The 15,468-nt window shown below is 63.6% G+C and carries 10 protein-coding genes; 4 read left to right on the forward strand and 6 right to left on the reverse strand.

The features are described from left to right. Positions 1-216 precede the first annotated feature (216 nt). Positions 217-861 (forward strand): TetR family transcriptional regulator, encoded by a 645-nt coding sequence (locus CI805_RS18185; protein WP_260928100.1) that lies wholly within the window; start codon positions 217-219, stop codon positions 859-861. A gap of 72 nt (positions 862-933) precedes the next feature. Here the strand turns inward: CI805_RS18185 and CI805_RS18190 are convergent, their stop codons facing one another. The 3 genes from CI805_RS18190 to CI805_RS18200 form a co-directional block, all read right to left on the reverse strand. Next, positions 934-2,379, reverse strand: coding sequence for a carbohydrate porin (locus CI805_RS18190; protein WP_260928101.1), 1,446 nt, complete (start codon positions 2,377-2,379; stop codon positions 934-936). A 103-nt stretch (positions 2,380-2,482) separates the two neighbouring features. After that, a complete protein-coding gene (locus CI805_RS18195) occupies positions 2,483-2,740 on the reverse strand; it encodes a hypothetical protein (protein ID WP_260928102.1) in 258 nt (85 codons plus the stop codon). Then, positions 2,716-4,842 (reverse strand): membrane-bound PQQ-dependent dehydrogenase, glucose/quinate/shikimate family, encoded by a 2,127-nt coding sequence (locus tag CI805_RS18200; protein ID WP_260928103.1) that lies wholly within the window; start codon positions 4,840-4,842, stop codon positions 2,716-2,718. The genes CI805_RS18195 and CI805_RS18200 overlap by 25 nt, the downstream gene beginning before the upstream one ends. Positions 4,843-5,199: 357 nt before the next feature. Between CI805_RS18200 and CI805_RS18205 the strand changes: the two genes are divergently transcribed. Continuing rightward, entirely contained in the window at positions 5,200-5,703 is a 504-nt protein-coding gene (locus CI805_RS18205) for a GNAT family N-acetyltransferase (RefSeq protein ID WP_260928104.1), read from the forward strand. Positions 5,704-5,834: 131 nt separating this feature from the next. Here CI805_RS18205 and CI805_RS18210 read toward each other — a convergent pair whose 3' ends face one another. Beyond that, positions 5,835-7,541, reverse strand: a complete 1,707-nt coding sequence (locus tag CI805_RS18210) for a S10 family peptidase (protein ID WP_409934963.1) — start codon at positions 7,539-7,541, stop codon at positions 5,835-5,837. 257 nt (positions 7,542-7,798) lie between these two features. On the opposite strand from CI805_RS18210, the gene ggt reads away from it, so the two are divergent. Next, positions 7,799-9,595, forward strand: a complete 1,797-nt coding sequence (gene ggt / locus CI805_RS18215) for a gamma-glutamyltransferase (protein ID WP_260928105.1) — start codon at positions 7,799-7,801, stop codon at positions 9,593-9,595. Positions 9,596-9,653: 58 nt separating this feature from the next. Here the strand turns inward: ggt and CI805_RS18220 are convergent, their stop codons facing one another. Both CI805_RS18220 and CI805_RS18225 read right to left on the reverse strand, forming a co-directional pair. Next, a complete protein-coding gene (locus CI805_RS18220; protein WP_260929715.1) occupies positions 9,654-10,964 on the reverse strand; it encodes a dicarboxylate/amino acid:cation symporter in 1,311 nt (436 codons plus the stop codon). Positions 10,965-11,118: 154 nt separating this feature from the next. Continuing rightward, a complete protein-coding gene (locus CI805_RS18225; RefSeq protein WP_260928106.1) occupies positions 11,119-12,300 on the reverse strand; it encodes a M24 family metallopeptidase in 1,182 nt (393 codons plus the stop codon). A 242-nt stretch (positions 12,301-12,542) separates the two neighbouring features. Between CI805_RS18225 and CI805_RS18230 the strand changes: the two genes are divergently transcribed. Next, positions 12,543-15,416, forward strand: a complete 2,874-nt coding sequence (locus tag CI805_RS18230; RefSeq protein WP_260928107.1) for a TonB-dependent receptor — start codon at positions 12,543-12,545, stop codon at positions 15,414-15,416. The last annotated feature ends 52 nt before the right edge of the window (positions 15,417-15,468 follow it).

The following is a 15,468-nucleotide window of genomic DNA, read 5'->3' on the forward strand; positions in this document are numbered from 1 at the left end:
ATGGTCGCCCCCAGTGGCAGGGCCAGCCTTGCGCTGCGATGAAGCGAGGACGCAGGAAGGCGGGACAATGTTCCCGAAATCGCCGAGATTACATCTTCGTCGATCTGCACTTTGCTCTGAACGCACCGTTTCGTATATTTTTGTTTCCGGCGCCGCTTACCGCTTGTTTCTGCACGCGACGGGGTGCAAACGCGAAGGCATATGGGACAGGACGAAATGATCCGAGAAACCGCCACGCCGCAGCGTCGCGGCCACGATGCCGAGCGTACCCGTGAGGAGATCCTCTCCGTCGCGCGGGAAATCTTCGCCGAAAAAGGCCTGAACGGCGCCCGCGTCGACGAGATCGCCGAGGCGACGCATACCTCCAAGCGGATGATCTACTACTACTTCGGCAGCAAGGAGGGGCTCTATCAGGCGGTTCTCGCATCATCCTACGCCGGTATCCGCCGGGTGGAAAGCGAGGCGGGTCTTGAGGACATGGAGCCTATGGAAGCGCTGCTGCATGTTGTGCGCGGGACTATCGACTATCAGGCGCAGAACCCCGGTTTCGCGCGGCTCGTGGCGGTGGAAAATATTCAGCGCGCCCGGTTCCTGACCCAGATCGAGGGCATTCGCGAACACAACCGCCCGATCATCGACGTGCTCTCCGCCCTGATCGCGCGCGGCGTCGGGCAAGGCGTGTTTCGCACCGGGCTCGACCCGGTGGACCTGCACTGGCTGATCAGCAGCTTTGCAGTCTTCAACGTCGCCAACGACGCGAGCTTCTCGTTCCTGTTCGAGCAGGGCACCAAGCGCGAGGCGCGCCATGCCCGCCATCGCCAGACCGCCGAGGATGCGGTGCGGCGGTACTGCGCCGCGTAATGTCGATGTGAAGTTCCGGGCGATCGCACGATGGCGACGCCCGGAAAAATCCTCCGGCCTGAAAAGCTCCCGTCAGAACTGGATCTTGACCTGCGCGCCTGCCGCAATCGCATCCTTGCGGTTGGCATAGCTGAACGCGCCGGGATCGGCGATATACTGCACGTCGGGGCGCAGGATCATCCAGTGGTTGACCTGGATGCCATAGCTGACCTCGAAGGCCGTTTCGCCCTGCGGCAGCGAGTCCATTCCGCCCGCAAGATCGTTCGTATCGGCATAGGCCTCACGCAGGCGCGGGTTCACTACCGCCTTGACGACGCCGACGTTGAACGTGTCCTGATCGCGGCCCTTGAAGGTGCCGGTCTGGATCAGGCCCAGCGTGTACCAGCGCGTGATCTGCGCGGAAGCACGCGGGTTCAGCGTATAGGCCGCGATCACGCCAAGGCTGCGCTTGTTGCCGCGCTCGCGCAGCACCTGCTGGTTGACCAACAGGTAATAGCCCTGACGGCTACCGACCTTGCCCGAACGCCCCGTCTTCGCGACGTTTGAGGTGTCGTAGATGAAGCCCAGCTTGTAGCTGCCCGGCAGCCAGTGGTCGCCTGGATTGTGGCCGGGGGTGTACTCAAGCTCGACCGGCAGCAGCACGCCCGTCGTACCGCCCGCAAAGATGCGGAAGGCATTGTGCTCGACGCTGAGCTGCGGATTGACCTGATCGACACCCACGCGCAGCGTCAGATCGTTGCGCAGCTTGGCACGGAAGGCGATGCCCCAGCGCGCGTTCGGGTAGTTGTACCACCCGGTATTGCCCGACATCGACAGCGGATGGGCGCAGAACGCCGCGTTCACGAAGTTGCAGCCCGCCGCGATGCCGCCCATGTCGTTGCCCATCGCGAAGTAGCCCGCGCGCACGTTCAGCTTGCCCCCGTCGAAGTCCTGCTCGACGGTCAGTTCGGTCAGCTTGGTATAGAGGCCGCCATAGACTTCCTGAATCGGCAGGCGGTTGCCCACGTAATCGCTGGACGTGCCCACGCCCTTGCGGTCGTTGACCGTAAAGTGCAGCTTGCCGCCCTTCCAGCCCACGATCTTGTCCATGTCGAGATCGACGCCGCCGCGCAGCTGCTGGGCATAGGCCGTGCCCTTGCGCAGGCCGCCCTGAACTACACCCAGCGTTTCCGAAACATAGTCTGCACGGAAGGTGATGCCGTCATCCACCAGTCTGGAGCGAAGGCCCCACCAGTCTCCGGTCAGCGTCTGGCGTTCGTGATCGGTGGTGGCGGGAAGCGGCTGCGATGCCGCACCCGGCGAAGGCCCAGCCAGTGCCGCGCCACGCTGATCCTGTGACGGAGAGCCGATCTTGCGTTCACCGGGCTCGTCCTCACGCCGTGCTTCGGTTCGGGTGGGGGCAGGTTCGCTGGCCTGATCGTCGCTCACGGCGGCATCGTCGGCATAGGCCGGAGCCGCCAGCCCCAGCGCCGACAGACCGGCGAGCAGGGCGAAAGGTGTCATTCCCAAAGTCTTCATTGTTTTTATATCCATTTACCGCCCGGAAGCAGAGTCTGCATCCGGGCGGCGGTTGGGAAATCCGGGCCAGACCCTCACGTCTGGCTGCCGGATATCTCAGGCATCAAGGCAGGGTATATGCGATCACGTAGTCGCCGCGCGTGGGCGACTGGCGGGCACCGCCGGCGGTGACGACGATGAACTGCTTGCCGGTCTTGGGCGAGCGGAACGTCATCGGACCACCCTGACTGCCGACGGGCAGGCGGCCCTTCCACAGCACCTTGCCGGTCGCGGAATCGAAGGCGCGCAGGTAGAAGTCCTGGGTGCCCGCGATGAACACGAGGCCGCCCTGCGTGGTCAGCGTACCGCCCAGCGTCGGCATGCCGATCGGGATGGGAGGCCAACCTTCAGGCCCATCGGGCCGGTGTCTTCCACGGTGCCGACCGGAACCTGCCACTTGATCTGGCGGGTCTTGAGGTCGACGGCGGTCAGCGTTCCATACGGCGGTGCCTGGCAGGGAATGCCCAGAGCCGAGAGGAAGCGGTTCTTGTTCACTGCGTAAGGCGTGCCCTTCATCGGGACGGCGCCCATGCCGGTGTTGATCGCCTCGCCGCCGCTGCTGGCCTTGGCGTTGGGATCGACCTTCTGGCGGATCATCTGCGACCACAGGCCCAGACGCATGTCGTTGACGTAAAGCGTCTGGGTATTGGGATCGACCGAAACGCCGCCCCAGTTCATGCCGCCCAGCGAGCCGGGGAAGCTCAGCGAGAGGTCAGTGCCCGGCGCGGTGTAGAGGCCGTCATAGCGCATGCCCTTGAAGGCGATGCGGCACAGCAGCTGGTCGAACGGGGTGGCACCCCACATGTCGGCTTCGGTCAGCTTCTGCGCACCGATCTGCGGCATGCCGACAGACTTGGGCTGGGTGAGCGAATAGGGCTCGCCCGGAATGTTGGCAGCGTGGACCGGGGTCTCGACGACCTTGGTCAGCGGCTTGCCGGTGGCGCGGTCGAGCACGTAGATCTGGCCCGCCTTGGTCGCGAAGACCAGCGCCGGAACCTTCTTGCCGTTCACCGGGAAGTCGATGAGCGACGGGGCCATCGGGATGTCGAAGTCCCACAGGTCGTTGTGAACGGTCTGGAAGTGCCACTTCTCGTTGCCGGTGGTGGCATCGAGCGCCAGCATCGAGGCGCCGTACTTGTGCTCAAGCGCGGTGCGCGGCACGCCGTAGATGTCGACCGAGGGGCTGCCCATCGGGATGAACACGGTGTTGGAAGCCGGGTCCCAGGTCGAACCGGCCCAGTTGTTGGGGGTCGAACGGGCATAGGTCTTGCCGGCAGCCGGTGCGTTGCGGTCGGTCGGGTTGCCCGGATCGAAGGCCCAGCGCAGCTTGCCGGTGATCACGTCGAAGCCGCGCAGAACGCCGCCCGGCATGTCGGTCTGGACGTTGTCGGCCACGCGGCCGCCGACGACCACGGTGGTCCCGGCCATCGTCGGAGCCGAGGTCAGCTGGTACTGCGGATCGGGCGCGGCGCCGAGGCCTGCCTTCAAATCGACCTGGCCGTTGGTGCCGAAGCCGGGGCAGAACTTGCCGGTATCGGCATCGATGGCGATCAGGCGCGCGTCGATGGTGTTGATGAGGATGCGGCGCTCACACGGCGCGCCTGCGGGCAGGGCAGCCGGGATCACCGGAGTCGAGCCCGGCAGGTTCGGCTGCTGGAGCGGGGCGTGGACGTCGAAATAGGCGACGCCGCGGCAACGCTGCCAGACCTTGGCCTGCGCGTTGATCATCGCCTTCCACTTCTGCTTGCCGGTGTCGGCATCCAGAGCGATCACGTCGTTGTGCGGCGTGCAGATGTAGACGGTATCGCCGATCTGCAGCGGGGTGTCCTGATCTTCCGCACCGTTGCCGTCGCTGATTGCGACATCGCCGGTGTGGTAGGTCCAGGCGACCTTCAGGTTCTGGACGTTCGAGCGGTTGATTTCATCGAGCGCGGCAAAGCGGTCGTTCTTGTAGCCGTTGCCGTAGTTCGACCAGTTCTGCTGTGCGCCTGCGACCGCCGGGATCAGCGCATCGGGCGTGCCCGAGAACGAGACGGGATCATGCGGCTTGAACATGCCCGCAAACCCGGCAACGCTGCCGATACCGAGCACGAGCGCGATACCCAGCGCCGGGCGCCATGATGGCGCAACGCCGCGCGCACGCTGCAGCAGCGGCCAGGACAACGCGACGATCGTCGCGCCCACGCCCATCGCCAGCAGGCGCGAGATCAGCGGCCAGAAGGTGAAGCCGACTTCCCAGATCGCCCACAGGACGGTCGCCAGGAACGTGGCGAGGAACACGAGAGCTCCAGCAGGGCGGCGTGCGATGATCAGGGCGCCCGAGGCGACCAGCGCGATACCGGCGAGCAGGAAGTACCAGCTGCCGCCTTCCAGGACGAGCTTGGCACCGCCCACCACGAAGAACAGGCCCGCCAATGTTATCACCAGGCCGAGAAGGACGAGCCATCCTCTCGCCAATAAGCCTGTCCCGCTTGATGTGCCTGTCACTTCTCTGGTCCTTTTTCTCTTCTGTTCCTGCCCTGCGCGCGGCCCCGGAAGGGGACGGCGATGGTGCCTGAAGGGCTTCAGGCAGGCGCGCGACGCGCACGGTCCATCGCTGATACGCGACTCGGATCAAAAACTAACTAGAACGTTCACTGAATGGGCGTCTATAAGTTTTCGCTAAGCGACATGGTAATGCCTGCGCGCGCAACTTGAACGCAATCCGGCTTTCGATTCCCGCAAGGCGGGCATGAGATACGCATGCTTGCCTTGCGCGGCATTGCACAATAGGCCGTGCTCATGGCTGAAATTCAGATACGACCCTATAATCAGGGAGATGAGCAGGGCATCGTGGATGTGATCCTGCCGATCCAGCAGGAAGAATTCGGCATTGCGATCACGCGAGAGGATCAACCCGACCTTGCCGACATCGCCGGTTTCTACCTTGCCGGAAAGGGTGCGTTTTTCGTCGCCGAGGTCACGCTGGACACAGAGCGCCGGATCATCGGCACCATCTCGATCAAGGATATCGGCCATGACGAAGGCGCGCTGCGCAAAATGTTCGTGGCCGCGCCATATCGTGGCCGCAGCCACGGCGTTGCCGACGGACTGCTTGCAGCCTTGATCGATCATGCGCAAAAGCAGCGCCTTCACCGCATCTATCTGGGAACGACCGACCGTTTCCTTGCCGCACACCGCTTTTACGAACGGCACGGCTTTCTACAGATCGACAGCGCCGATCTTCCCACAGCGTTTCCGCGAATGGCGGTGGATACCCGGTTCTACGCGCGGTCTCTTGATTGACCCCTGCGCTGCCGGAACTCATTTAACATAAGAAATATTATCGAACTGTTGGATTTGGGAGGCGAACTCCCCTTATGCGTTATGCCGTCGAGATCGGGCATGCACCCAACCCCGACGGCATAACCCGGTAATCAGCCCTTCGTTCTGGTGCCGGACGAACCCGCAGCCGGCACGCTCATCGCATCGGTCTTCGCGATGAAGGCCGCAACGTTGTCGTGCAGCTGCTTCAACGAGGCTTCGTGCGCGTAGACCATGTGGCCGGACTCGTAATACTTGTACTCGATGTTGTTCTGCAGGCTCGCCGGGATCGGCAGATGGTGCATCTCGTACCAGCCTTCGTAGAACGGCGTCGCCAGATCGAAGTAACCGCCGTTCAGCATGACCTTGAGCTGCGGGTTGTACTTCATCGCCGTAGCAAGGTCGGGCATCACGTTGGTGGTCGCCCCGCTCGGCGCCCCGCCTTGCCCCGGCTGCTGGTGCGAGAAGTCCCAGTCGTCGATGTTCATCTCCGGCTTGTAGACCTGCCCCTGCCCGTAATGCATGTCGCGGCGCACGTAATCGTTGAACGCGCTGACATAGGCCGAACTGATCGCCGCCGACTGCGGATCGTACTCCGCTTCCTTGGACAACGGATCGAGCGCAGGCCCGGTGAAGCGGGTATCGAAGCGGCCGGTCAGCAGTCCCTGATCGGCCAGCAGTTCCTTGGTGAACTGGCCGCCTTCGAGGCGCAGATCGGCCTTGACGATGTAACTCGCTGGAATGCCGATATATTGCGACATCTGCTCCGCCACGCGCTGCTTGTCGGCGGGCGAAAGTTCTGCCCCCTGCTGGAGCGCCAGGAGGTAATCGGTCGTCGCGAAATGTTCGACCTGCTTCAGATATTCCTGAAGGTTCGCCGGACGCGTGCCGGGCAGACGGTTGTGATACCACGCCGTCGCCGCATAGGTCGGCAGGGCATCGACATAGGCCTCGTCGCTGCCGGGATTGGCGCTGGGGTTGTCCGCCGAAAGACCGAAGTTCAGGATCTGCGAGAGCAGGATCACGCCGTTGATGTCGGTGTCGTTGCCGGTTTCCAGATCGTTGGCGACCACCGCCGAGCGCGGGGTTCCGTAGCTTTCGCCGAACAGGAACTTGGGACTGTTCCAGCGATCGTACTTGGAAAAGAACTGACGGATGAAGCTGCTGAAGGCGTGCCCGTCGGCATCGACGCCGTAGAACGCCTTGTCCTTGTCCTTGCCGGCAATCCGCCCGAACCCGGTTCCCGGCGCATCGACGAAGACGAGATCGGTGGCATCGAGCAGGCTGTAGTCGTTGTTGACCAGCTGATAGGGCGCGGCAGGCGTGTGGCTGTCATCGCGCGTCAGCACGCGGCGCGGGCCGAAGGCGCCGATGTGCAGCCATACCGAGGACGAGCCGGGGCCGCCGTTGAACACGAACGTGATCGGGCGATCTGCCGAAGGCGCGCCCTTCTTGAAGTAGGCGGCGTAGAACATGGCCGCTTCGGGATCGGGCTGGTCATCGCTCTTGCTGTCATCGCCGCCCGAATGGGCCTTGGTCCGCCAGGCCGCATCGTCCCAATCCTGAGGATGAACGACAAGAGTTCCAGCTATAGCCTTGTAATCAATCCGGCTGCCCTCGACCGTTACAGTGCCGTCGCTCTCGCTGCTGGTGGGCTGGAACAGCGCATCGGGGTTGCTGTCAGGCGCGCTATCGTCCTGATCGCTCTTGCCCTGTTCGGCCTTCGGCTTGTCGTCATGGTGAGGCGCGGCCTTGGCCATGGCCTGCGCTCCGGCAAGACCGAGCAGACTGCATCCCACAAGCACCATCAGTTTCTTCATCGAGGCATGTTCCCGAACCATTGGAAATGACGCACCACGCCGCCCCCGATAGGATGCGCCGGATTGCCCGCGTGTGTACGAAAGCAGCCCCGACCGACGCATATCCATCATGATACGGTGTATCATCTGCGCCGCTGCGCGCACGATTGCAAGCGTTTCGTCGCGCAACGCACTCTTTCCGTCGCCAATGCGGCCTTGCCAACAAATGATTGCAGGCGCATGAAAAGCGCCCCCCCATCCCGCAAAGAGGACCGCCCATGAACCGACTAGCCGCCGGCCTGTCCCTGATTGCCCTGACGACGACTTCGCTGACCCCTGCCCTTGCCCAGAGCGCCCAGACAGCACCTGCCGCTGCCGCCAAGCCCGGACAGGGCATTTCCGCCGCTGCGCTCGATGCGAGTTCAGGCGATGCAGGTGCAGCGTGGCATTCGGCGCAGCCGGTGATCGCCAAGCATGCGATGGTCGTCTCTGCCGAACACTATGCTACCGAAGTCGGCCTCTCGATCCTCAAGCAGGGCGGCAATGCGGTCGATGCGGCGGTCGCGGTGGGTTATGCCGAGGCCGTGGTCCATCCGTGCTGCGGCAATATCGGTGGCGGCGGCTTCATGACCGTACATCTTGCCGATGGCCGCAACCTGTTCCTCGATTTCCGCGAGCGCGCGCCGCTCAAGGCCACCGCCACGATCTTTCAGGACGCAGACGGCAACGTCGTCAAGGGCCGCAGCACCGGCACCTGGCTGGGCATCGGCACTCCCGGCACGGTCATGGGGCTGAACGAGGCACTGGCGAAGTACGGCACGATGAAGCTGGGCAAGGTGATGGCGCCTGCCATTGCACTGGCCGAAAAGGGCTACATCCTGCAGGCGGGAGACGTGAAGATCCTGAACGGCCGGATCGACGACTTCAACAAGGAAGCCAATGTCGCGCCGACCTTCACCAACCACGGCCAGCCCTGGCAGGTGGGCGATCGCCTGATCCAGCCCCAGCTCGCCGCCAGCCTCAAGCTGATCGCCAAGGGCGGCACCAAGGCCTATTATCAGGGCTCGATCGCGCAGAAGATCGTCACCGCCAGTCAGGCCAACGGCGGCCTGCTGACGATGAAGGACTTCGCCGAATATACCGTGAAGTGGGACAAGACGGTCGAGTGCGACTATCGCGGCTATCACATCGTCGCCCCGCCCCCACCCAGCTCCGGCGGCACCACGCTGTGCGAAATTCTTGAGGTTCTGAAGCCCTATCCGTTGCAGGACTGGGGCTATGGCTCGCCCAAGGCGGTGCATTACATGCTCGAAGCCGAACGCAACGCCTTCGCCGATCGCAACACTGACCTTGGCGACCCCGCCTTCATCGACAATCCGGTGCAGAAGCTGATCTCGCCCGAACACGCCGCCGAGATCCGCACCCGTATCCAGCCCGACAAGGCCACCCCTTCGACCGATATCAAGGGCATCCCCGGCGCGCAGGAAGGCACCAACACCACCCACTTCTCGGTGCTCGACGCCAAGGGCAACGCGGTGAGCGTGACCTATACGCTGAACTACCTGTTCGGCGTCGGCAAGATCGCCGGGGACACCGGCTTCTTCCTCAATAACGAGATGGACGATTTCACCTCCAAGCCCGGCGTGCCGAACGCTTTCGGGCTGGTGCAGGGATCGGCCAACGCGGTCGCGCCGGGCAAGCGCCCCCTCTCCTCGATGACGCCGACGATCCTCCTGAAGGACGGCAAGGTGGCGATGGTCACGGGCAGCCCCGGCGGCTCGACGATCATCACCACGACGCTCCAGAGCATCCTCAACGTCGTCGATTTCGGAATGAACATGAAGCAGGCGGTCGATGCGCCGCGCATCCATCACCAGTGGCTGCCCGACAAGGTGATGATGCAGCCGGGCTATCTCACCCCTGCCGCGCAGCAGGAACTGGAAGCGATGGGCTACAGCTTCCAGATGGTTCCGGGCTGGGGCGCGGACGAGGCGATCTTCGTCGATCCGACCACCGGCGATATCCAAGGTGCCAACGACATGCGCCGTCCGGCGGGTCTCGCCGCCGGATACTGATACCTCGAAAGTACGTTAAGAAAGGCGGCTTTCCTTCTGGAGAGCCGCCTTTTTCGCATTAGGCTCCAGTAGTAACAGCCCGTTTGCCGCGCAGCGTTTCGTTCAGGCGCGCAAGATCGAGCGAACCTTCCCAGCGCGACACCACAACCGTCGCCACCGCATTGCCGACGAAGTTGGTCAGGCTGCGGCACTCCGACATGAAGCGGTCCACGCCCAGGATCAGCGCCATGCCCGCGACCGGCACCGAAGGCACGATCGAGAGCGTTGCCGCCAGCGTGATGAAACCCGCACCGGTCACGCCCGCCGCGCCCTTGGACGACAGCATGGCGATGCCCAGCAGCAGCAGTTGCTGGCCGAAGCTCAGCTCGACATTGCACGCCTGCGCGATGAACAGCGCCGCCAGCGTCATGTAGATGTTGGTGCCATCGAGGTTGAAGCTGTATCCCGTGGGCACCACCAGACCGACGACCGCCTTTGGGCACCCGGCGGCTTCCATCTTCTCGATCAGCGCAGGCAGCGCGCTTTCGGAAGACGATGTACCCAGCACCAGCAACAGTTCGCCCTTGAGGTACGCCAACAGGCGCAGGATCGAGAACCCGCAGATCCTCGCGACCGCGCCCAGGATGACCAGCACGAACAGGATCGAGGTGAGATAGACCGTTGCCACCAGTTCGGCGAGGTTGGCAAGGCTGCCGATGCCGTACTTGCCGATCGTGAACGCCATCGCCCCGAAAGCGCCCACCGGCGCGGCCTTCATCACGATCGAGACGAGCTTGAAGAACGCGGCGGACACGTCTTCCAGCAGGCCCAGCACCTTGTCGCCGCGCTCACCGATCAGCGCCAGCGCAACGCCGAACAGGATCGAGATCATCAGCACCTGCAGGATGTTCCCGCTGGTCAGGCCGGAGACGAACGTGTCCGGAATCATGCCGTTGAGGAAGCCGATGAACGAAGTCTCGTGCGCCTTGGTGGCATAGTCCGCCACCTTCGAGGCATCAAGGCTGGCCGGATCGATGTTCAGGCCATGACCGGGCCGGGTAACATTGGCCACCAGCATGCCGACCAGCAAGGCCAGAAACGAGAAGAACAGGAAGTATATGAATGCTTTACCGGCGACTCTTCCCACCGTTGCGAGGTCGCGCATCCCGGCGATGCCGGTGACGATGGTCAGGAAGATCACCGGCGGGATGACCATCTTCACCGCCTTGATGAACATGTCTCCCAGCGGCTTCAGGGCCTCTCCGGTCGCCGGGGCGAAGTGGCCGACCAGCACGCCCAGTGCGATGGCGACGAGCACCCAGGTATAGAGATGCTTGTACCAGGGGCGCGGAACGGCGCTGGCAGGCGCGGCGGCAGTATCGATCTTCATGGCAAACTTCATCCCGTCCGGCGTCACGTCCTGCGCGCGTGGCGCAGGCGGCGTTATGGCCTGACCCATGCCACCCGTGCGCCCTTCGGGCAAAGCAAAACCACACGGTATTTACGCGCGGCCAGCCCCATGTCTGCCGGTCAGGAGATCGGGATCACCCGATCCGGTCGATCGCCGCCTGCGGCTGGGTGAACCAGCGCGGCCCGTCCCCGGTCATGTAGAAGTGATCTTCCAGACGCACCCCGAAGCGGTCGGGGACGACGATCATCGGCTCGTTCGAGAAGCACATGCCGGTGTCGAGCGGCGTCCGGTCTCCGCGCACCAGATAGGCGGGCTCGTGGATCGACAGCCCGATCCCATGACCGGTACGGTGCGGCAGGCCCGGCAGGCGGTAGTCCGGCCCCAGCCCTGCCCGCTCCAGCACCCGGCGCGCGGCGGCATCGACTGCCTCGCACGGCTCCCCCGGACGCGCGGCCTCGAAAGCGGCGGCCTGCGCCTCCTTTTCGAGGTTCCAGATCGAGCGCACCTCGTCCGAGACGTTGCCGAAAGCATATGTGCGGGTGATATCGGAATGATAGCCCTCGACCGTGCAACCGGTGTCGACCAGCACGAGATCGTCCTCGGCCAGATACTGCTCGCCGGGGAGGCCATGCGGAAACGCCGTGCCGCGCCCGAACTGGACGATGCAGAAGCTGTAACCCGACGCCCCCATCGCCTTGTGCGCATCGTTGATGAAGGCGCGCACTTCGGCGGTCGAAATGCCGGGGCGCAGGATTGCGGCAGTGCGGCGGTGGACTTCCAGCGTCATGTTCTTGGCCTGCTGCATCAGCGCCAGTTCCTGCGCGGACTTGCGCATGCGGCACCCGTCGATCACCGGGGCGCCATCGACCAGCGTCGCGTGGGGGGCGGCCCTGCGCAAGCGCTCCGAGCCCTGAAAGTGCAGCGCGGGATCGAGCGCGATGACGGAACCTGCAAACGCATCGGCCACCAGTACGTAAGGGTCCTCATCCTCCTGCCAGAGCCGCATATCCATGGGGAAGGCGAGTTCCGCTTCCAGCGAGCCGCGCTCGAAATGCGGGCACACCAGAATCGGATCGCCCGATACCGGCAGCAGCATCGCCACAAGACGCTCGCTTGCGCCCCATGGAATGCCGGTGAAGTAGCGCAGCGAAGCGCCTGCATTCACCAGCAGGGCATCGGCGCCCAATGTTTCAAGGCGCGCCTGCGCCTGTGCGATTCGATCTTTCCGCTCCGTCACGGAGATCGCCGACGCGCGATCTGCCGGGGGCGAGAGGGTGACGAGTTCGCGGTCAGCGCTCGATCCGCCGATGCTCATTAGAAATCTCCAGAAAAACAGGTCTTAGCGGCAAACCGCAATCACCGCAGTTTCGTATACGATTCACACCGTTGCGGGAAGTGCGTCGTTCACAGCGGCGAAACTGCAACACTCAAGATACCGTATACGGTATTTGACATACCATGTCATTTATGTTGCATAGGCCAGATCACAGGGACGGGAATGGAAATGCAATGCGACACCTTCATGCAATAATGCGACTTTCGGCGGCCGCAGGCGCCATGGCTGTTGGCCTTGCATGTGGCGCTGCCCATGCGCAGACGACAGACAGTGCCGGGACGGACACCGCCAGCGATCCCGCGTCCAGCGCGATCGTCGTGACCGGTACGCGCATCCAGCGTCCCGAACAGACCAGCAACAGCCCGCTCTCGACCGTCAGCAGCAACGAGATCAGCCTGCAGGGTGCGACGAGCGTGGAAAGCGTGCTGAACCGCATGCCGCAGTTCACCGCCGATGCGAACGAGAACGTCTCGAACGGGTCGGACGGCACCTCGAACGTCAACTTGCGCCACCTGGGCTCAAGCCGCGTGCTCCTGCTGATCGACGGGCGCCGCATGCTGCCGCAACAGGCCGTGGACACCAACTTCGTGCCGTCCTCGCTGATCGACCGGATCGATGTCGTCACCGGCGGCGCCTCGGCGGTCTATGGTTCGGACGCGGTATCGGGCGTGGTCAACTTCGTGCTGAAGAAAGACCTCGACGGCTTCCGCATGGATTTCCAGAACAGCCTGTTCCAGCACAATAACAACAACAGCTATCTGCGCGGTATCGTGGCGGGACAGGGCTATGCGACGGCGCCCTCCTCGGTGGTCGATGGCGGCAAGCTCGACGTCAACGCCTCGTTCGGCAAGAACTTTGCGGACGGTCGCGGCAACATCACCGTCTATGGCGGCTATCGCCAGACCAACCCGATCACGCAGGACAGCCGCGACATTTCGGCCTGTGCGCTCGATCCCACCGACGATGCGGGCACGGGCCTGCTGTGCGGCGGCTCCAGCAACAACCAGTGGGGCCTGTTCACCCCACTGAGCGGCCCGAACCAGGGCAAGACCTACAACAACACCAAGGACGGCGCGCATACCTGGGCGCCCTACGATTCCAGCTACCTCTACAACTATTCGCCTTCGAACTACTTCCAGCGTTCGGACAAGCGGTACACCGCAGGCGCCATGGGCCACTTCGAGATCAGCCCGGCAGCGGAAGTCTATGGCGACTTCATGTACATGCGCGACCACACCTTCTCGCAGGTGGCGCCTTCGGCCTTCTTCCAGGGCACGACCTTCTCGATCAACTGCGACAACCCCTATCTCGGGGCCGGACAGGCGCAGACGCTGTGCGGATCGGCTGCGGGCACATCGCAGACCGAGGACGCCTTCATCGGCTACCGCCTGACCACGCCGCGCCGCGATGACCTGCGCCACGAGGACTATCGCTATTCCGCTGGCGTTCGCGGCGAGATCGCGACCGGCATCAGGTACGACGTCAACTTCCTGCGCTCGGAAGTCTATTACAACGAGACCTACCTCAACAACGTCGACAATGTGAAGGCGCAGCGCGCCATCGACGTCGTGAATGTGAACGGCGTGCCGACCTGCCGGTCGGTGGTCGACGGCACCGACCCGAGCTGCCTGCCGCTCGACATCTTCTCGTCCTCGTCGATCGACCCGACCAACCTGCAATACATCTTCTCGCCCAGTTCGACGAAGAGCCGCAACACGCAGACCGTATGGTCGGGCAACCTCAGCGCGGACCTGACCAGCTACGGTATCCAGTCGCCGTTCGCGAACCGCGGCATCGGCCTGTCGCTCGGCCTCGAACATCGCCGCGAGACGCTGGTGTTCACCGCCGACGAGATCGCGCAGCAGGCCGGTACGACCAATTCCGACGGCGTGATCGCGGTCAACGAGGCTTACGGCGAAATCGAAGTGCCGCTGGTTTCGGACCGGCCGTTCATCCACGACCTGACGCTGAACGGCGGCCTGCGCTATTCGTCGTATGACAACTCGCAGCAGTCCACCGGTTTCAAATCGCACTTCGAGGCCTGGACCTTCAAGGGCGAGCTGTCCTACGCGCCGACGCCGGACCTGCGCCTGCGTGCCAGCTTCAACCGCGCGATCCGCGCGCCCAACATCTCGGAACTGTTCGGCGCCGTCAGCCTTGGCAACGTGACGGGCGTGGACCCTTGCGCGGGCACCAACCCGACGCTTCCGCTGGAGGCATGCGAGCGTACCGGCGTCACCGCGTCGCAATATGGTTCGATCATCCAGTGCCCGGCGGGCCTGTGTGTCGAGCAGTACGGCGGCAACCGCGACGTGAAGCCCGAGAAAGCCAACACCTACACCATCGGTCTGGTGCTGACCCCGCGCGCCCTGCGCCGCTTCAGCCTCTCGGTCGATTACTACCATATCAAGGTCAACGACTACATCTCGACCATCGACCCCTCGCTCACCATCAACCAGTGCGCGACCACCGGCGATCCGTACTATTGCGGGCTGTTCCACCGCGATCCGCGCAGCGGCGTGATCTTCGGCGATCAGGGCTATGTCGTGGCCACCACGCTCAACACCGGCTACCTGATGACCTCGGGCATCGACGTGACCAGCAACTACAACCTGCCGCTGGGCAAGCTGGGCTCGCTCGACTTCGATCTGGTTGGCTCGTACCTGACTTCGCTGACCACCGAGCCGCTTCCGGGCCTGGGCACGTATAGCTGCAAGGGGCTTTACGGCTATACCTGCGGCGAACCTTCGCCCAAGTGGCGCCACCAGTTGCGCACCACGCTCAACTTCGCAGGGCCGAACAAGGCCTCGCTCTCGCTGGCATGGCGCTACTTCGGCTCCGTCAAGCTCTCGGACACCGGGGCTGCGAATGCCTACGACAACAAGATCAAGGCCTACAACTACTTCGATCTGGCCGGTACGATCACCTTCGACAACAAGCTGACCCTGCGTGCGGGCGTCAACAACCTGTTCGACAAGGACCCGCCCGCGGTCGTCGAAGGCGTGCTGAGCAGCTTCGGCAACGGCAACACCTACCCCGGTGTCTACGACGCGCTTGGTCGTTCGATCTTCATCGGCGCCTCGGTCCAGTTCTGAACCCTGCCCTGACGGTGTGTCTCCTGCTATCGTGCAGGGGACACACCGTTTT

The organism is Novosphingobium sp. 9 (assembly GCF_025340265.1).
Classification (GTDB): Bacteria; Pseudomonadota; Alphaproteobacteria; order Sphingomonadales; family Sphingomonadaceae; genus Novosphingobium.